Source organism: Derxia lacustris (assembly GCF_002105195.1).
Classification (GTDB): Bacteria; Pseudomonadota; Gammaproteobacteria; order Burkholderiales; family Burkholderiaceae_E; genus Derxia; species Derxia lacustris.
In genome coordinates this window covers 297,398-315,669 of sequence record NZ_MUHU01000025.1, presented here as the reverse complement: position 1 = coordinate 315,669, position 18,272 = coordinate 297,398, and the positions used below count along the sequence as shown (strand labels likewise).

General features: G+C 70.6%; 13 protein-coding genes. 9 read left to right on the top strand and 4 right to left on the bottom strand.

Annotated features, from left to right (window positions below):
- Positions 1-30: 30 nt before the first annotated feature.
- The 3 genes from B9P64_RS17365 to B9P64_RS17355 are packed head-to-tail and all read left to right on the top strand — an operon-like array spanning position 31 to position 3,857.
- Positions 31-1,374: a UDP-glucose dehydrogenase family protein gene (locus B9P64_RS17365; RefSeq protein WP_085317265.1), complete on the top strand. Its 1,344-nt coding sequence runs from the start codon at positions 31-33 to the stop codon at positions 1,372-1,374.
- Positions 1,371-2,387, top strand: a complete 1,017-nt coding sequence (locus tag B9P64_RS17360) for an NAD-dependent epimerase (protein WP_085317264.1) — start codon at positions 1,371-1,373, stop codon at positions 2,385-2,387. Before B9P64_RS17365 ends, B9P64_RS17360 begins: the two co-directional genes overlap by 4 nt.
- A 30-nt stretch (positions 2,388-2,417) precedes the next feature.
- Positions 2,418-3,857, top strand: a complete 1,440-nt coding sequence (locus B9P64_RS17355) for a lipopolysaccharide biosynthesis protein (protein ID WP_085317263.1) — start codon at positions 2,418-2,420, stop codon at positions 3,855-3,857.
- Positions 3,858-3,929: 72 nt separating this feature from the next.
- Here B9P64_RS17355 and B9P64_RS17350 read toward each other — a convergent pair whose 3' ends face one another.
- The 3 genes from B9P64_RS17350 to egtD form a co-directional block, all read right to left on the bottom strand.
- On the bottom strand, positions 3,930-6,338 hold the full coding sequence (locus B9P64_RS17350; RefSeq protein ID WP_085317262.1) for a hypothetical protein: 2,409 nt from the start codon (positions 6,336-6,338) through the stop codon (positions 3,930-3,932).
- A 519-nt stretch (positions 6,339-6,857) separates the two neighbouring features.
- The gene (egtB, locus tag B9P64_RS17345) at positions 6,858-8,063 is read right to left on the bottom strand and encodes an ergothioneine biosynthesis protein EgtB (protein WP_085317261.1); all 1,206 of its coding nucleotides are present in this window, start codon (positions 8,061-8,063) and stop codon (positions 6,858-6,860) included.
- Positions 8,060-9,073: an L-histidine N(alpha)-methyltransferase gene (egtD, locus tag B9P64_RS17340; RefSeq protein ID WP_085317260.1), complete on the bottom strand. Its 1,014-nt coding sequence runs from the start codon at positions 9,071-9,073 to the stop codon at positions 8,060-8,062. Before egtD ends, egtB begins: the two co-directional genes overlap by 4 nt.
- Positions 9,074-9,220: 147 nt before the next feature.
- Here egtD and B9P64_RS17335 point away from each other — a divergent pair, with 147 nt between their 5' ends.
- The 6 genes from B9P64_RS17335 (at position 9,221) to B9P64_RS17310 (ending at position 16,034) form a co-directional block, all read left to right on the top strand.
- Positions 9,221-9,595: a hypothetical protein gene (locus tag B9P64_RS17335; RefSeq protein ID WP_085317259.1), complete on the top strand. Its 375-nt coding sequence runs from the start codon at positions 9,221-9,223 to the stop codon at positions 9,593-9,595.
- Positions 9,596-9,658: 63 nt separating this feature from the next.
- Entirely contained in the window at positions 9,659-11,176 is a 1,518-nt protein-coding gene (locus B9P64_RS17330; protein ID WP_139826362.1) for a TolC family protein, read from the top strand.
- Positions 11,166-12,539 (top strand): multicopper oxidase family protein, encoded by a 1,374-nt coding sequence (locus B9P64_RS17325; RefSeq protein ID WP_085317258.1) that lies wholly within the window; start codon positions 11,166-11,168, stop codon positions 12,537-12,539. The genes B9P64_RS17330 and B9P64_RS17325 overlap by 11 nt, the downstream gene beginning before the upstream one ends.
- Before the next feature lie 14 nt (positions 12,540-12,553).
- Positions 12,554-12,865, top strand: a complete 312-nt coding sequence (locus B9P64_RS17320) for a copper-binding protein (RefSeq protein WP_085317257.1) — start codon at positions 12,554-12,556, stop codon at positions 12,863-12,865.
- Positions 12,866-13,127: 262 nt separating this feature from the next.
- Positions 13,128-15,167 (top strand): acyltransferase family protein, encoded by a 2,040-nt coding sequence (locus B9P64_RS17315; protein WP_085317256.1) that lies wholly within the window; start codon positions 13,128-13,130, stop codon positions 15,165-15,167.
- Between the two features lie 21 nt (positions 15,168-15,188).
- Positions 15,189-16,034: a CPBP family intramembrane glutamic endopeptidase gene (locus B9P64_RS17310; RefSeq protein ID WP_085317255.1), complete on the top strand. Its 846-nt coding sequence runs from the start codon at positions 15,189-15,191 to the stop codon at positions 16,032-16,034.
- On the opposite strand, the gene B9P64_RS17305 is transcribed toward B9P64_RS17310, so the two are convergent.
- Complete coding sequence (locus B9P64_RS17305; protein WP_085317254.1) at positions 16,016-18,193, bottom strand: putative bifunctional diguanylate cyclase/phosphodiesterase; 2,178 nt, start codon at positions 18,191-18,193, stop codon at positions 16,016-16,018. The genes B9P64_RS17310 and B9P64_RS17305 overlap by 19 nt on opposite strands.
- Between the last annotated feature and the right edge of the window lie 79 nt (positions 18,194-18,272).

Sequence of the window (18,272 nt, the reverse complement as noted above, 5' to 3'; positions counted from 1 at the left end):
CAGCGCCACCCCAACCGTTCGGGAGCCCCCATGAAAGTTTCAATGATCGGCACCGGCTATGTCGGCCTCGTCACCGGCGCCTGCCTGGCCGAAATGGGCAACGACGTGCTCTGCCTCGATCTCGACGAAAACAAGATCCGCATCCTCGAAGGCGGCGGCATTCCGATCCACGAGCCCGGGCTCGACGCGGTGGTGGCGCGCAACGTCAAGGCCGGCCGGCTGCGCTTCACCAGCGACGTGGCCCGCGCGGTCGCCCACGGCACGCTGCAATTCATCGCCGTCGGCACGCCGCCCGACGAGGACGGCTCGGCCGATCTGCAATACGTGCTCGCGGCGGCGCGCAGCATCGGTCGCCTCATGACCGACTACAAGGTGGTGGTCGACAAGAGCACCGTGCCGGTCGGCACCGCCGACAAGGTGCGCGCCGCGCTCGCCGACGAACTGGCCAAGCGTGGCAACCCGGTCGATTTCGCCGTCGTGTCGAACCCCGAATTCCTCAAGGAAGGCGCGGCGGTCGACGACTTCATGCGGCCCGACCGCATCGTGATCGGCGCCGACGATGAGCGCGCCATCCTGCTCATGCGCGCGCTCTACGCGCCGTTCCAGCGCAACCGCGAGCGGCTCATCACCATGGACCTGCGCAGCGCCGAACTCACCAAGTACGCGGCCAACGCCATGCTCGCCACCCGCATCTCGTTCATGAACGAGCTGGCGCTGCTGGCCGAGAAGATGGGCGCCGACATCGAGCGCGTGCGCCTCGGCATCGGCTCCGATCCGCGCATCGGCACGCACTTTCTGTACGCCGGCGCCGGCTACGGCGGCAGCTGCTTTCCCAAGGATGTGAAGGCGCTGGTGCACACCGCCGCCGACCAGGGCCAGCAGCTCGAAGTGCTGGCCGCCGTCGAGCGCGCCAACGATGCGCAGAAGCGCGTGCTGGGCCAGAAGGTGGTGCGCCGCCACGGCGAAGACCTGACGGGCAAGCATTTCGCCGTCTGGGGTCTGGCCTTCAAGCCCAATACCGACGACATGCGCGAAGCGACCAGTCGCGTCGTGATCGAGGATCTGCTCGCGCGCGGCGCCACCGTCAGCGCCTACGACCCGGTCGCCATGACCGAGGCGCGCCGCATCTTCGGCGAGCGCGCCGGCCTCACGTTCGCCGCCAGCCCGCTCGCCGCCGCCGACGGCGCCGATGCGCTGCTCGTCGTGACCGAATGGCTCGAATTCCGCAGCCCGGATTTCGACGATCTCAAGCGGCGGCTGCGCGCGCCGGTCATCCTCGACGGCCGCAACCTGTTCGATCCCGAACTCGTGCGCGGCTTCGGCTTCGACTACGAGGGCATCGGTCGCGGCACCGGCCCGGCGAGCGCCGAATGAAGGTACTCGTGACCGGCGCGGCCGGCTTCATCGGCATGCAGGTAGCCCAGACCCTGGCGGCGCGCGGCGACACCGTGGTCGGCATCGACAACCTCAACGACTACTACGACCCGGCGCTCAAGCAGGCGCGGCTCGATGCGCTGGCCGCCGCGCCCGGCGCCGAGCGCTTCCGCTTTGAAAGGCTCGACATCGCCGACACGCCGGCACTGGCCGCGCTGTTTGCCGCCGAGGGTTTCGAGCGCGTCGTGCATCTGGCGGCCCAGGCCGGCGTGCGCTACTCGCTGCAGAACGCCGCCGCCTACGGCCAGGCCAATCTGGTCGGCTTTCTCAACATGCTCGAAGGCTGCCGCCACAGCGGCGTGCAGCATCTGGTCTATGCCAGCAGCTCCAGCGTCTACGGAGGCAACACGCGCATGCCGTTTGCCACCACCGACGCGGTCGACCATCCGGTGAGCCTGTACGCCGCGACCAAGAAGGCCAACGAGCTGATGGCGCACAGCTATAGCCATCTGTATGCGCTGCCGACCACCGGCCTGCGCTTCTTCACCGTGTACGGCCCCTGGGGCCGGCCCGACATGGCGCCGTTCCTGTTCGCGCGCGCCATCCTGGCCGGCGAGCCGATCAAGGTGTTCAACCACGGCCGCATGCGGCGCGACTTCACCTTCATCGACGACATCGTCGCCGGCGTGATCGGCGCGCTCGACCGCATTCCCGCGCACGATCCCGATTTCGACCGTGCCGCGCCCAGCTCGGCCAGCTCCTGGGCGCCGTACCGGCTGTTCAACATCGGCCGCAGCGAGCCGGTCGAGCTGATGGACTTCATCGGCGCGCTCGAAGCCGAACTGGGCCGCCCGGCCATCAAGGAACTGCTGCCGATGCAGCCCGGCGACGTGGAAGCCACCTGCGCCGACACCGCCTCGCTCGAAGCCTGGACCGGCGTGCAGCCGCGCGTGAGCCTGGCCGAAGGCGTGCGCCGCTTCGCCGCCTGGTATCGCGACTACTACCGGGTCTGAGCGCGCGCCGCGCGCCCGCTCATCCCCGCCATGACCGCTTCCCGCTCCCTGCTGAACGGCGCCTTCTGGGCCGCCGCGCGCACCTGGGGCACGCGCGCCACGTCCTTCGTGGTGTTTGCCGTGCTCGCGCGCCTGCTCACCCCGGCCGAGGTGGGCGAAGTCACGCTCATCGCCTCCTGGCTGCTGGTGCTGCAAATGGTCTGCGACCTCGGCGTCAGCGACTACCTGGTGCAGTCGCGCGAATCGACGCCGCAGCAGCAGTCGGCGGTGTTCTGGGGCCAGTTCGCGGTCGCGGCGCTGCTGGGCCTGGGCATCTTCTGTCTTGCCGGGCCGCTCGGCCGGGCGCTGCTGCCCGAGCAGCCCGATGCCGACCGCATGGTGGCGCTGATGTCGCTGGTGCTGCCGGTGGCGATGCTGGCGCGCGTGCCCGAGGCCATGCTCAAGCGCCGGCTCGATTTCCAGGCGCTGGCGCTGCGCTCGATGCTCACCATGCTGGTCGGCGGCGCGGTCGGCGTGGGGCTGGCGTGGATCGGCTGGGGCGGCTGGGCGCTGGTCATCAAGACCCTGGTCGAGGCGGTGATGGACGTCGTCGTCACCTTCTCGGTGGCGCGCTGGAATCCGTTCGTGCGCTTCTCGCGCGAGTCGCTGCGCGAGCCGCTGATCTTTGCGCGCGGCATCGTCGGCTCGCGCCTGCTCGAGGCGCTGTACGTGCGCGCCGACGCCATCATCGTGGGCCAGTTCATGGGGCCGGCGGCGCTCGGCATCTACTCGATCGGGCAGCGGCTGTTCGTGGTGGCCAACGATCTCATCGGCGGCTCGCTCCAGCAGATCTCGGTGCCCTATCTGTCGCGCGTCAAGCATGACGCGGCGCAGCTGCGCGCCATGTTCAACCAGCTCACCGAGCTGAGCTGCGTCATCACCTTTCCGGTGTTCATCGGGCTGGCGCTGATGGCGCCGGTGCTGGTGCCGCTGCTGTTCGGGCCGCGCTGGGGCGAGTCGTCGACCGTGCTGGCGATCCTGGCGCTGGCCGGCGCGCCGTTCGGCCTGCAGCACTTCATGTACGTGATGCCGGTGGTCACGGGCGACGGCCGCCGGCTGCTGCGCAACAGCGCGCTCGGCACGCTGCTGGGCTTTGCATTGCTGGGGCTGGGCAGTTTCTGGGGCATTACCGGCGTGGCCGCCGGCTTCGCGCTGCGGCCCTGGCTGGTGACGCTGACGGTGTCGCTGCCGACCGCCGCCACCCTCCTCGGCGCGCGCCGGGCCGAACTGCTGGCGCTGGCGCTGCCCGGGCTGATCGGCGCGCTTGCCGGTCTGCTGGTGTCGCTGCCGCTGCTGCGTCTGGGCGGCGGCCTGGTGCCGCTCTGGCAGCTGCTGCTGCTGAGCGCGGGTTTCGCCACGGGCCTGCTGCTCGGCGCGGGCCTGTTCCGGCAGCGGCTGCAACTGCTGTGGATGCGCTTGCGCCGCCCATGAAAAAGCCCCGCCGGTGAGGGCGGGGCTCGCTTGCCGCAGCGGCCCGGGCCGGCTGGCCCGGACCGGCGTCGATCATTCGCGGACCAGTTCGTAATAGAACACCGGGCCGATCCACTGGTTCATGTTGTCGAGCGACACGCCGAGCTTGCCGCCGATGTTGCCGGTCCACATCTGGCCCAGGCGGTTGCCGGCCAGGTCGAGCGCATACAGCTTCCAGCCGGCGGTCGGGCTCAGCTTGAGCTGGATGTCGGTCTTGGCGCCGCGCACCAGCATCGGGAAGGTGCCCCAGCTGGTCACGGTCTGCTCGTTGGCATCGGAGAACTTCATGCCCGAGCCCTTCACGTTGCTCAGATGGACCATCAGGATCCGCTTCGACGCGGTGAGGTTGGCGCCGTCGAGCGACATGGCGGCCACCGTCACATGCGGGGTCGAGCGGCTCACGTTCATGAAGTCCTGCTTCGCGTCGCTGCGCTCGCCCATCACGATCACTTCCGAGCGCGGCGTGGCCACGTCGATGAGCTGGTTCGGGATGTCGTAGTAGATCTGGTTGGTATCGCTCTGGATGATCCCGCTCGGCGCATTGGTCTTGTTGGTCGAGTCGATCTTGCCGCTCTCGCGGATGCGGGCGGCCATCTCGAACCAGGTCGGATCGGCGCTGCCGACATAGGCGGCGCGCACGGTCGGCGTCAGGTCGTCGGTCACGCGGTTCGGCTCGCGGATTTCGGCCGGCGCGTCGGCGGCGGGGCCGGTCCAGTTCTTGTTGCCGTCGGTCACGCTCGGCGGAATCAGCTCGACGCCGTTGACCAGCGCGCGCTTGATGAAGTGGCCGCCATAGCTCATGAGCCAGGTGGCGCCCCACTTGTAGGCGTTCATTTCATCGGGCCGCACCACATAGCCGACCTTGTAGCGCGCCTTCGACACGTCGCCACGGCGGAACAGCATGGCCGCGATGCGGTCGTTGGCCACGTTGATCGGATCGCCCCAGACCATGAAGGTCTGCATCGCGCGATAGCGATCCCAGTAGGCGTTGGTGTCGTAGGTGGTGGCGTCGGTCAGCGAGGCGAAGCTGCAGATGCCCTGCCAGTCCTGGTGCGCGGCCATCGCGCCGATGACCGCGCCGGCCTCGTGGCGGTACTTGTTCCAGTACACGTCCGACACCTCGGTTAGGTAGGTCGGCTTGGCGTAGGTGTTGAGCATGGCCGCCTTGGACAGGTAGCCGAACATGTTGTCGAACAGGCTTGCGTGCTTGATCGAGCCGCCCAGGCCATACGAGCTGGGATGGTCGTTGTAGGTGTTGTAGGTCACGGCCGAGACGGCATTGCGCGACTCCACTTCCATCCAGCTGTTGCGCACGTTGTACTGGCTGAACTTGCCGGTGTAGCCCAGGCCCTTCAGATAGGCCTGCTGCCAGTTCGAGGTGGAGGTTTCGGTCGCGGCGATGAAGGCGGCGAAGTCGGCCTCGCGCTGGGTCTTCGACGACGGCGAGTACGGCGGCATGTTCACCGTGCCGCCGGACAGGCTCTCGGCCCCGCCGATCGACACCTTGGCCCAGGCGCTGCGCCAGGCGCTGTCGCTGCCGTACTTGTTCTGCAGCCAGGTGTTCCACAGCGGCTTGTAGGCGGCGTTGAAGCTGCCCGAGAAGCCGGCGATGAAGGCCATCGGGTTCTCGTTCACGCCGATCAGCAGCTTGAGACTGCTGTCTTGCAGCAGCGGCTTGCCCAGATACGGGTTGGTCGTGTTGAAAACCTTGTTGACGACCGTTTTCCAGTTGTTGCGGAACAGGTCGCTGGTGTTGATGAGCGTCTTCGCATCGCCCGACGGCGAGGCCGATTCGGCATCGGCGCCGCCGGCCATGTAGCCGCCCGAGCTGGAGAACACGTCGGCGCTATAGCCGATGCCGCGCTTGCTCAATTCGGCCGCGAGCCGGAAGAAGCGGTCGAGTTTCACCGGATCGATATCGGCATTGCCGGTCGGGCTCGATTTCATCAGGCCCGATTCGAAAAGATGGAAACGCACGAAATTGAAGCCACGCCGTTGCAGCTCGTCGACCGTGGCGGTGGCGGCCGCCGCCGAGGTGGGCATCGGCGCGGTCGGCAGCACCCAGTTGGCGCACATCGACTTGCTGTTGTAGCCGCTCAGCGGGCCCGACAGGTCGAGCGCGCTGCCCGGCACGACGGTCAGGTTCTGCGTGCGCAGCGAAAACCATTGTTCGCCGTAGGCGGCAAAAGTGCTGTCGACGGTGGCGGCCGCGGTGGCTTTGACCGAGGCATCGAACTTCGGCAGCGAATCCTCGGTGTTCACGTCGTTGGCGGCCGGATCGACCTTGTGCGCGAAGGTGGTGTCTTCGGTGGCCGACTGGGCCGTGGCCGCCGTGCCGCTCGCGCTGGTGTCGGAACCGGAGCCGCCGCTGCAGGCGGTGAGTGCCATCAGGCACAGGGAGGCAGCGGCAACCGCCGTCAGATGAAAGGTCTTTTCGAACATGGAAATTCCTCTTGCCAAATCCTGCCGATATGCGAGCGCTCAATTGCAATTGCCGCGCGGTATTGCTGGCGGTTGCCGGGTGGGCGGCATCCAAGAGCGAATCGGAACAGGGCGCAGTTATACGGGCAGAGAGTTGGAATTCGAGGGGGGCGAAATGCGTGCTGAATGGCAAAACCCAAATGAATTAGGAATGAGGATTAGGCGCTGCTAGGTGTTTTGCGAGGAATGAATAAATTCCACCCGTAGTCAAACCGGGTGACTGTTGCAGTGGCTAGTCGGCATGAAACGAAGCTGCAAGGCACAAACCATTGCCGGTCTTAAAAAGCGACACATTTCTGCATTGTGAGAAAAATGAACTGTAATGACTAGGGTTTACCCTAGTTAGTAAAGCGGCGATTTGTGCCTTGCCCGCTTCCGGGTCTTCCCGGGCTTGGGCCGACCGGCGGCGGATAAAGCCGGACCGGATGGCGGAGCACGGTGGCCCGCGCCGGTCCGCGTGGCGGGTGCTCGCTGCCGCGATCAGCCTTGACAGTCGCGTGCGAGACGCAGTCCGGCGATCTGCCAGCGCGCGCCGGGCGGGAAGAAATTGCGATAGGGAATTCGCGCATGGCCGGCGGGCGTCGCCCACGAGCCACCGCGCAAAACCTGCTGGCCGACCATGAACTTGCCGTTGTATTCGCCGACCGCGCCGGGATCGGGGCGGTAGCCGGGATAGGGCGAGTAGGCCGAGGCGGTCCATTGCCAGACGGTGCCGGTCAGGTCGGCGAAGCGGCGGTCGGCGCTGGCGGCGGCGGCTTCCCATTCGGCTTCGGTGGGCAGGCGGGCGCCGGCCCAGCGTGCATAGGCGTCGGCCTCGTAATAGGACAGATGGGCGACCGGCGCGGCGAGGTCGAGCGGCGCGATGCCGGCGACGGTGAATTCGCGCCAGTCGGCCTGGCCGGCGTCGGGCGCGAGCCAGTAGAGCGGATGGCGCCAGCCGTCGCGGCGAACGCGGTCCCAGCCTTCGGCGAGCCACCACTGCGGCTGGTCGTAGCCGCCGGCGCGCACGAAGCCGAGATAGTCGCCGGCGGTCGTGCAATGGCTGGCGAGCGCATGGGCGTCGAGGAAGACGCGGTGGCGCGGGGTTTCGTTGTCGAAGGCGAAGCCGGGGCCGGCATGGCCGATCTCGACCAGACCGGCGGGGCGGGCGATCCACTGCGGCGCGGCGGCGGCCGGTGGGCGGCTGGCGCGGGCCGCATGCCAGGCCGGCGCGAGCGGGTTCTGCGCCAGCAGATGCTTGACGTCGGTGACGATCAGCTCCTGATGCTGCTGTTCATGCTGAAGGCCGAGTTCGACCCGCGCCGCGAGCTCGCTCGGCGCGTGGCAGTCGGCGCCGCCGAGCAGCCGGGCGATGCGCGCATCCACGTCGGCGCGCCAGGCCAGCACTTCGTCGAACGCCGGGCGGGTGAGCAGACCGCGCCGGTCGCGCGCGAACGGCGTGCCGATGGCCTGGTAGTAGGAGTTGAACAGCGCGCGGAACGCCGGCTGCGCGGGCGCGAAGCCGGGCTCGTGGGCTTCGAGCACGAAGGTCTCGAAGAACCAGGTGGTGTGCGCGAGATGCCATTTGGCCGGGCTGGCGTCGGGCATGGACTGGGCGGCGCAATCCTCGGCCGACAGCCCGTGCAGCAGCGCGACGCTGGCGGCGCGGACCGCGCGATAGCGCTCGGCGAGCGCGGCCGGGCTCATGCGACGCGGGCGTGGGCCAGCGCAAAGCGCTCGTCGGCATCGAGCCACAGATGGTCGAGCTGCCAGCCGGCGCCGCGCAGCAGTCGGCGCAGTTCCGCCGGGCAGTACTTGTGGCTCGACTCGGTGTGGATGCGGCTGCCGAGCGGAAAGAAATGGCTGCGGCCGCGCCAGACCACTTCAATGTCGTAGCGGGCTTCGAGGTACATGTCGATGCAGGCCTGGGTCGGATTCCAGCGCGCCAGATGGCGCCAGTCGGCGGCGCGGAAGTCGGCGCCGAGCCGGCGGTTGGCATTGCGCAGCAGATTGCGGTTGAAGGCGGCGGTCACGCCGAGCGCATCGTCGTAGGCGGCTTCGAGCTCGGCGACCGGCTTGAGCAGATCGACGCCGAGCAGCAGCTGGCCGTCGGCGCCGGCCTGGTCGCGCAGCCGGGCGAGCAGGGCGACGGCGGCGTCGGGCGCGAAATTGCCGATCGACGAGCCCGGATAGAAGAACAGGCGCCGGGCGCCGCAGACGTCGGCGGGCAGGGCGAAGTCGGCGCTGAAGTCGAGGCCGATGCCGAGCACGTCGATGCGCGGCCATTCGCGCGCCAGCCGCTCGACCGCGCCGGCCAGGTAGTCGACCGAGATGTCGAGCGCCACGTACTGCTGCGGCGCGAGCGCGGCAAACAGCGATTCGGCCTTGCGGCAGTCGCCGGCACCCAGGTCGATCAGGGTGCAGCCGGCGCCGACCGCGCGCGCGATGGCGGCGCGCTGGCTGGCGAAGATCGCCGCCTCGGTGCGGGTCGGGTAGTACTCGTCGAGCAGGGTGATGGCGTCGAACAGCCGCGAGCCGAGTTCGTCGTAGAGGAACTTGGGCGAGACGCGCGCCGGCCGCGCTTCGAGCCCGGCCTGGAGCTCGTCGGCCAGCGCCGCGTCGTCGATCGCGCCGAGCTGGATCAGCCGTTCGGCCGGGCGGCGCGGCGGCGGCATGAGCGGCGCGATCGCGCGCTGGGCCAGTACGGTTGGCTGCATCGGTCTGCCTCGTCTCTCGGGTTGGAATGGGCCTCCGACCCAGACTAGACAGCCTGCACATGACGCGCTGTAGGACGACTTGCCGACCGGCGGCGCGGCTTGATGCCGCACCGGCGCCGGCGCGCGGCCGCGACCTATACTCGACCGATGACCTTCCTGCGCCGTTGCCTGCTGCTGCTGCTGCTCGTCGCGCTGCCTGCCCAGGCGGTGCTGGCGCTGGCTGGCCGGCATTGCCCGGCCGGCGCCGCGCCGCTGGCGCATGCGGCCGCAGCGGCCGAGCCGGCGCCGCATGCGCATCGCGCGCACCGTCCGGCGGCGGTCGAGCAGGGCGGCAAGTCCGCCGCCGATGCGCAGGGCTTGCGCGCTGCCGGCGTCTGCTGCGGGCTGGCGGTGCTGCCGCCGGGCTTCATCGCGGTGTCGGCCGGCCAGTTCAGTCATGCGGCGGCCGCCGCCCCGCCGCCTTCCGGCTATGCCGACCCCTGGCTTGCCACGCCGCGCAAGCCGCCCCGCCACTCCGCCTGATTGCGTCTCGCGCGCCAGCGTCCTTGCGCCGCTGGCATCGACCGATCTTCCGGAGGATTTCCCGTGTTCCCGTTTTTTCCCCTGCGCCCCGGCGCGGCCGCGCTGGCGTTGGCCGGCGCGCTCGCCGGCTGCGCCACGCCCCAGGCCGGCGACGCCCTGGCCGGCCTCGATGCCGAGATCGCGCCGCGCACCGGCCAGCCGCTGCCCGCCTTGCGCACCGACCCGCCCGAGCCGCCCGACCTCGGCGCCGACCCGCTCGACGCCGAACGCGCGATTGCGCTGGCGCTCGCGCACAACCCCGGCCTTCAGGCCGATCTGGCCGAACTGCTGCTGGCCGATGCCGACCGCGCCCAGGCCGGCCGGCTGCGCAATCCCGCGTTCGGCTTTTCGCGGCTGGTCAACGGCGCCGGCGCCGACATCGACCGCAGCGTCACGCTCGACCTGGTCGGCCTGCTCACGCTCGGGCTGCGGCGCGACATCGAGCAGCGCCGCTTCGACCGGGCCCGGCTGGTCGCGGCCGATGCCGCCGTGCGGCTCGCCATCGACACCCGGCGCGCCTGGATCGAGGCGGTGGCCGCGCGCCAGGCCCTGGTCTATGCGCACCAGGCGGTCGATGCCGCCGCCGCCTCGGCCGAGCTGGGCCGGCGCATGGTCGCGGCCGGCCAATGGCCCCGGCTGGCCCAGTTGCGCGAAGACGCCTTTCTGGCCGACACCCGCGCCCGGCTGCAACGCGCCGAACTGGTCGCCACCGCCACGCGCGAACGGCTGGCGCGGCTGATCGGGCTGACCGACGTGACGCCGCCGGCGCCGCGCACGGGCGGCCCGACCCAGCCGCCGCAAGCGGTGGCCGACGCCGCATCCGCACCGTCGCAAGTCGCCGCCGCCGAGCCGCTGCCGCACCTGCCCGACCGTCTGCCGCCGCTGCCCGCCGTAGCGCTCGACCTGCGCGATGCCGAGCAGACCGCGCTCGACAGCCGGCTCGACGTGCAGGCCGCCCGCCTTGATGCCGAAGCCGCCGCGCGCGACCTGGGGCTGGCGCGCGCGACGCGCTGGATCAATGTCGCGGAGCTGGGCTATGCCAACCGCAGCAAGCCCGGCGAGGCGCGCGCCGACGGCTACGAGATCAGCCTTGAGCTGCCGCTGTTCGACCAGGGCGATGCGCGCCGCGCGCGCGCCGAGGCCGGCTACTGGCAGCGCGTGCAGCGCACCGCGCAGGCCGTGGTCGATGCCCGCTCCCAGGTGCGCGAGGCGCATGCGCGCTACCGCGCCGGCTGGCAGCTGGCGGCGCGCTACCGCGACGAGGTCATCCCGCTGCGGCGCCAGATTTCCGACGAGCAGCTGCTGCGCTACAACGCCATGTTTGCCGACGTGTTCACCCTGCTCATCGATGCGCGCGAGCAGATCGACGCGGTGACCGGCGCCATCGAGGCCGAGCGCGATTTCTGGCTCGCCGAGGCCGATCTGCAAGCCGCCATCGGCCGGCCGCTGCCGCTGGCCGCGGCGCCGGCCACCGTCGCGCCGCAGCCCGCCGCCTCCGTCCAGGCCCCGCAACCCGCCCCCGAGCACAACCATGCCCACTGATCGCCGCCATTTCCTCGCCGGCGCGGCGCTGCTCGGCGCCGGCGCCGTCAGCCGCGCGGCCCAGGCCGCCGTGCCCGAGGCGCCCACGCAAGCCTCGCCGCTCACGCAACCGCCGCTCGCGCCCACGGCCGGCCGGCCCTACAACCCGGTCGTCACGCTCAACGGCTGGACGCTGCCCTTCCGCATGAACGGCAACGTGAAGGAATTCCATCTGGTCGCCGAACCCGTCGCGCGCGAGATCGCGCCCGGCATGGTCGCCAACCTGTGGGGCTACAACGGCCAGAGCCCCGGCCCCACGCTCGAATGCGTCGAGGGCGACCGGCTGCGCATCTTCGTCACCAACAAGCTCGCCGAGCACACCACCATCCACTGGCACGGCGTGCTGCTGCCCAACGGCATGGACGGCGTCGGCGGCCTGACCCAGCCGCAGATCGCGCCCGGCAAGACCTTCGTCTACGAATTCACCATGACGCGCTCGGGCACCTTCATGTACCACCCGCATGCCGACGAGATGGTGCAGATGGCGATGGGCATGATGGGCTTCATCGTGGTCCACCCCAAAGATGCACGGCAGATGCGGGTTGACCGCGACTACTGCTTTCTGGTGTCGGCCTACGACATCGATCCGGGCAGCGCCACGCCGCGCGTGATGACCATGACCGACTTCAGCCTGTGGACCTGGAATTCGCGCGTCTTCCCCGGCATCGATCATCTGGTGGCGCGTACCGGCGAGCGGGTGCGCATCCGCATGGGCAACCTGACCATGACCAACCACCCGATGCATCTGCACGGCGCGGTGCTCGAAGTGGCCGGCACCGACGGCGGCTGGGTGCCCAAGGGCGCGCGCTGGCCCGAGGTGACGGTGGACCTGCCGGTCGGCGCCATGCGCGCCGTCGAGTTCGACGCCAGCCTGCCCGGCGACTGGTCGTTCCACTGCCACAAGTCGCACCACACCATGAACGCGATGGGCCATGCGGTGAACCTGCCCGTGGGCGTGGACCAGCGCGACATGCTCGCCAAGCTGCGCCGGCTCATGCCCGACTACATGCCGATGGGCCAGGCCGGCATGGCCGAGATGGGAGACCCGCGCATGGCCATGCCGCTGCCCGACAACACCCTGCCGATGATGAGCGGCCAGGGCCCGTTCGGCCCGATCGAGATGGGCGGCATGTTCACCGTGCTCAAGGTGCGCGACGACCAGCCGCGCGGCAGTTACGCCGATCCGGGCTGGTATCGCCATCCGCCCGGCACGGTGGCGCGCGAATGGACCGGCGCGCTGCCCGCCAGCGTCGAGGCGCCCGCGCCGACCGCTCCCGCCACCCTCGACGCCATCAAGCCCGCCGCCGGCGGACACCGGCACTGACCCAGGAGACTTCCATGCGAGCCATCGATCCGAAGAAGAGGCATTTCATCTGCGCCTTGGCGCTGCTGCCGGCGGCCATGGCCGTGGCGCAGACGCCGCCCGCGCCGCGCCCGCTGGTGGCCGGCGAGGTGCGCAAGCTCGACCTGCGTGCCGGCACCGTCACGCTGCGCCATGAACGCATCCCCAATCTCGACATGGACGCGATGACGATGGTGTTCAAGGCCCGCCCGCCGGCGCTGCTCGACGGCCTCAAGCCCGGCGACAAGGTCCGCTTTGCCGCCGACATGGCGGGCGGCGAGCTGGTGGTGACGGCCATCGAGCGGTGAGCGGCGGGGCCGGCCGCGTTGCCGATGTGGGCGGGCGGTCGCTTCCGTGGGGCGCGCACCGACCATCGATGTTGCGGTGCAGCGGCCGGTGTCGCGGGTAAACGTTAAGAAGTTGGGGAACGGCGCATTCCGTGCGTTGAAACGGCCAAACGCCTTCGGATAGCTTGCCCGGTACTTCCGCGTCCCTGACGGGCGCGCGGACCGGTCGCCGTCAGGCGGACCGGTCCGCGATACCTCCAAAGCCTCCTGCGCCCCCCGACCCATGTCCTCCTCAGTCAAATACCGCCCCGACATCGACGGCTTGCGGGCCGTGGCCGTGCTCTCGGTCGTCCTCTTCCATGCCGGCATCTCGGGTTTCCCGGGCGGCTATGTGGGCGTGGACGTGTTCTTCGTGATCTCGGGCTACCTCATCTCCAAGATCATCTTCACCGAGATCGAGAACGGCAGCTTTTCCATCGTCACCTTCTACGAGCGCCGGATCCGCCGCATCCAGCCGGCGCTGTTCGCGATGGCCGCCTTCACGGTGGCGTTCTTCGCGCTGTTCTTCACGCCGATCGATTTCAAGGCGCTCGGGCAGAGCCTGGCGGCGGCGCTGCTGTTCTCGTCCAACATCTATTTCTTCGTGAAGAGCGGCTACTTCGATCCCGATTCGGAGACCAAGCCCTTCCTGCACACCTGGTCGCTGGCGGTGGAGGAGCAGTACTACGTCTTCTTCCCGTTCTTCGCCTGGCTGATGTGGCGCTATGCGCGCCGGCAGTTCAACGCCGCCATCCTGGTGCTTGCGGCGGCGTCGCTGGCTTTCTCCATCTGGCAGCTGCGTGCCGATGCGGATGCGGCCTTCTACCTGCCGTTCGGCCGCATGTGGGAGCTGATGATCGGCGCCGTGCTGTCGCGCGGCATCGTGCCGCCGATCCGCAGCGCGGTCGGCCGCGAGATCGCGTCGGCACTGGGGCTGGCGCTGATCGCCGGCGGCGTCTTCCTGTACGGGCCGCACGATGCCTTCCCGGGCGAGCGCGCGATTCCGCCCTGCGTGGGCGCGGCGCTGCTGCTGCATGCCGGCGCCGGCGGCACCGGCCGCGTGGGCGGGCTGCTGGCGCTGCCCTTCATGACCTTCGTGGGGCGCATCTCCTACTCGCTCTACCTGTGGCACTGGCCGCTGCTGGTGGCGGCGCGCTACATCCTGTTCCGCGAGATGACGGCGGCCGAATCTGCGGTCTATCTGGCGGTCGTGCTGGCGTTTTCGTGGGCCTCGTGGAAGTGGATCGAGACGCCGTTCCGCTCGGCCAATGCCGGCTTTGCGATCGGCCGCAACGGCATGTTCGCGGGCACCGCCGCCTTCATGGTGGCGGGGGTGGCGTTCGCGATCGCAGGTCAGCTCGGCCGCGGCTTCCCGGATCGCTTCGAGCCGGCGGCGCGCAACTATGCCGCGGGTGCGCTCGACACCAATCCCGACCGCCTGACTTGCGATCGCGCGTCCGTCGAGCGAGTGAAGGCGGGCGATCTTTGTGAAATCGGCGCGCCCGGCACTGCCGAACCCAGTTTCGTGCTGATCGGCGACAGCTTTGGCGATGCGATCGCGCCCGGCGTGGACGCCGCTGCCCGCGCCGCCGGCCGCAAGGGCTATGTGCTGACCTACAGCGGCTGCTATCCGATGATCGGCGCGGTCCGTTCGGATGGATCGACCGCCAAGTGCGCCGATTTCATGGTGGCGGCGGTCGAGTTCATCCGCGCGCATCAATCGATCGATCATGTGCTGATCGTGGCGCGCTGGACTGCGGCGGTGCTTGGCACGCGCTACGGCCAGTTCGCCTCCAACCAGGCCTGGCTGCTGCGCGACGACCAGACGGTGACGCCGAGCTATGCCGAGAACCGCCATGTGGTCGAGCGCGGCCTGCTTCGCACGCTCGATGCCATGGGCGACAAGCAGATCACCGTCATCGCCCACATCCCCGAGCAGCGCTACGACATCCCGCGCGCACTGGCGCTGTCGACGCTGTTCGGCACGCCGCCGATGGTCGATCTGCCGCGCAGCGAGCACGACAAGCGGCAGGCGCTGGCGCGCGAGGTGCTGGCCAAGGTGCGTGCAGTCAAGCCTTTCGAGCTGATCGACGTGGGCGCGCGGCTGTGCGATGAACAGCGCTGCATCACGGCGGCGGATGGCTGGTCGCTGTATGCCGACGACAACCATCTGGGCCGGCGCGGATCGATCTGGCTGGCCGACCTGTGGGGCCAGGCGCTGGCTGGCGGTCAGCCGCCGCAGGCCGCCGCCGCGACGGCGGCGGTTGCAACAGCGCTGCACTGAGTTGCGGCCGGCGGGCGCGGCATGACGCCGGCATGGTCGGCACTGGCGCCGTGGCTGGCGCTCGGCGCTGCCACGCCGGCGCTGCTGCATCGCGCGGTCGGCGTGCGCGGTGCGGGCTGGGCGCTGGCGGTCGCGGGCTATGCGCTGGCGGCCGCGGCCGGGCGGCTGCATGCGCCGGCCGGTCTGGCGCTGGTGCTGCTGGCGCTCGTCGCGGCCGGCTGGCAGGCGACCGGCGCCGGGCTGCGCTCGGCCGCCCAGCTCGGCTTCGTGCTGCTGGCGGCGGCGCTCATGACGCATCGCTGGCCCGGCTTCGACAATCTGCGCGTGCTCGGCGCCCAGCGCTTCACGCCCGACGCGCTGCCGTTCTCGCTCTACTTCAATCTCGACACGCCCCTGCTGGCCCATGCGCTGCTGCTGGCCTGGGCGCCGCTGCGCCTGCGCCGGGCGGCGCCGGGCTGGTTTGCGGTCGGGCTGCTGGCGGGTGCCGCCACGGCGACCGTCTGCCTGGGCATGGGCGTGGCGGCCGGCGCGCTCGGCTGGGCGCCCAAATGGCCCGAGGCGGCCTGGCTCTGGCTGGCCGGCAATGCCGCCTTCACGGTGCTGATCGAGGAGGCGGTGTTCCGTGGCTGGCTGCTGGCCGGGCTGGAGCGTCGGTTCGGCCGGCCGACGCTGGCGCTCGGGCTGTCGGCGCTGGTCTTCGGGCTGGCGCATGCGGCCGGTGGCGCGCTGCTGGTGGCGCTGGCCGGGCTGGCCGGCGTGGGCTACGGGCTGGCCTGGCGGCGCGGCGGGCTGGCGGCGGCGATGCTCGCGCATCTGCTGGTCAACCTCGCGCACTTCGGGCTGCTGACCTATCCGGCGCGCGGCTGAGCGCTGCGGGCGCTCTGGGCGTTGAGCGCGACCATCGCGTCGGCCTCGTCGGCGCGGGTCGGGCGCAGTTGCAGCGTCGGCAGGCCGGCCGCGAGTCGCTCGTGCTGGCGGTCGAGCCAGCGCAGGAACTCGGCCTCGGGCAGCGGGCGCGAATACAGATAGCCCTGCAATTCGTCGCAGCCCAGCTGTTCCAGCAGCCGCGCCTGGGCTTCATCCTCCACGCCCTCGGCGACGGTGGTCATGCCGATGGCATGGGCCAGCTGGAGGATGGCGCCGACGATGATCCGGCTCTCGCCGCTCTGCGCGATGTCGTGCACGAAGGAGCGGTCGAGCTTGAGCTGGCGCGCCCGCACCAGCCGCAGATAGGACAGGCTCGAATAGCCGGTGCCGAAGTCGTCCAGCGCCACGTCGAGGCCGAGCGCGCGCAGCTCGGCCAGCCGCTCGACGAAGCCGGCCGGGTTCTCGATGGCCGAGCTTTCGGTGATCTCGATCAGCAGCTGGGCGCCGCCGATGCCGTGGCGCAGCAGCGCCGCGCCGAGCCGTTGCACCAGGTCGGGCTGCTTGAACTGCACCGGCGACAGATTGATGGCGATGCGGCAGGGCCGGCCGGCCTGGGCCAGCCGGGCCGCCAGGGCGCAGCCGGCGTCGATGACCCAGTCGCCGATCGGATTCATGAGGCCGAAGCGCTCGGCGATGGGCAGGAATTCGCCCGGCGCCAGCACGCCGCGCCGCGGATGGCGCCAGCGCAGCAGCGCCTCGGCGCCGGCCGGGCGGGCGCCGCAGGCCGTCACCTTGGGTTGCAGGAAGAGTTCGAGCTCGCCGCGGCCGAGCGCGCCGATCAGCTCGGCATGGGTGCGCAGCGTGTCGCCGGTGGCCAGCGCGATCGACGGATCGAACACGCAATGCCGGCTGCGGTCGGCGTGCTTGGCGGCGCGCAGCGCGGCATCGGCATGCACCAGCAGCTGGCGTGCGTCGGCCGCATGGTCGGGCAGCAGCGCAATGCCGACCGAGGCCGAGATGCGGATCTCATGCCCGGCGATGTTGCGCGGCAGGTTGACCTGGGCGATCAGCCGGTCGGCCAGCGCGGTCACGTCGGCCAGCGCGGGCGGCTGCGGATAGAGCAGCGCGAACTCGTCGCCGCCGAGCCGCGCCAGCTTGCTGCCGGCCGGCCGGCACTCGGCCAGCTCGCCGGCCACGCGGCGCAGCAGCTCGTCGCCGCCGGCATGACCGAGCGCATCGTTGATGGCCTTGAAGCCGTCGAGCCCGAGCACCAGCAGCCCGACCCGGCCGCCGTCGCGCCGGGCCCGTTCGGCGGCAGCGGTGAGCCGGCGCAGCAGCCGGCGCCGGTTGGGCAGGCCGGTCAGCGCGTCATGCACGGCCATGCGGCGCAACTGGCTGCTGGCGCGCGCCAGCGAGCGCGCATGCGCCTCGGCCCGGTTGCGCGAATGCGCATCCAGCTCGGCCACCGTGGCGCCCAGGCCCAGCATGCCGATCACGCCGGTCAGCACCGTGGCCAGCAGGTTGTCGGCGCTCAGCGAGCCGAGCGCACCGCAGACCGCGCCGGGCGCGAACTCGGCCGCCGCCATCGCCGTGTAGTGCATGCCGGTGATGGCCAGACCGAGCGCCATCGCGCCGGCCAGCGGTGCCGCGCGCGAGCCGGCCCGGCGCTGCTGCAGCCAGCGCAGGATCACCACCGCCGCGCCCGATGCCGCCACCGCAATGCCCACCGACAGCGCGAACAGCCCGGGCCGGTAATGGATTGCTGGCTGCATCTGGAGCGCCGCCATGCCGATGTAGTGCATGGCGCCGATGCCGCCGCCGATGACCAGCGCGCCGAGCGCACCGCGCAGCGGCGTCAGCCGGTCGCGCAGCGTGAGCCCCAGCGCCAGTGCCGACGCGGCGACCGCCAGCGCCCAGGACAGCGCGGTCAGGCCCAGGTCGTAGCCGACCGGGATCGGCAGCTCGAAGGCGAGCATGCCGATGAAGTGCATCGACCAGATGCCGGTGCCGAGCGTGGTGGCGCCGCCGGCGAGCCAGAACGCCTGGCGGCGCGGCCGGGCATCGCTCAGCCGGCCGGCCAGCAGCAGCGCCGTGTAGGCGGCGCCGGTGGCCACGATCAGCGAAAGAAGAACGAGTAGCGGGTGGTAACTGCCATGCATCGGGGCGATCCGGTCGCGGCGCGCGCCGATCGGACGCCTGCAACGGCGTTACGGCGCGGCGCGCGCGGGCTTGACCGGA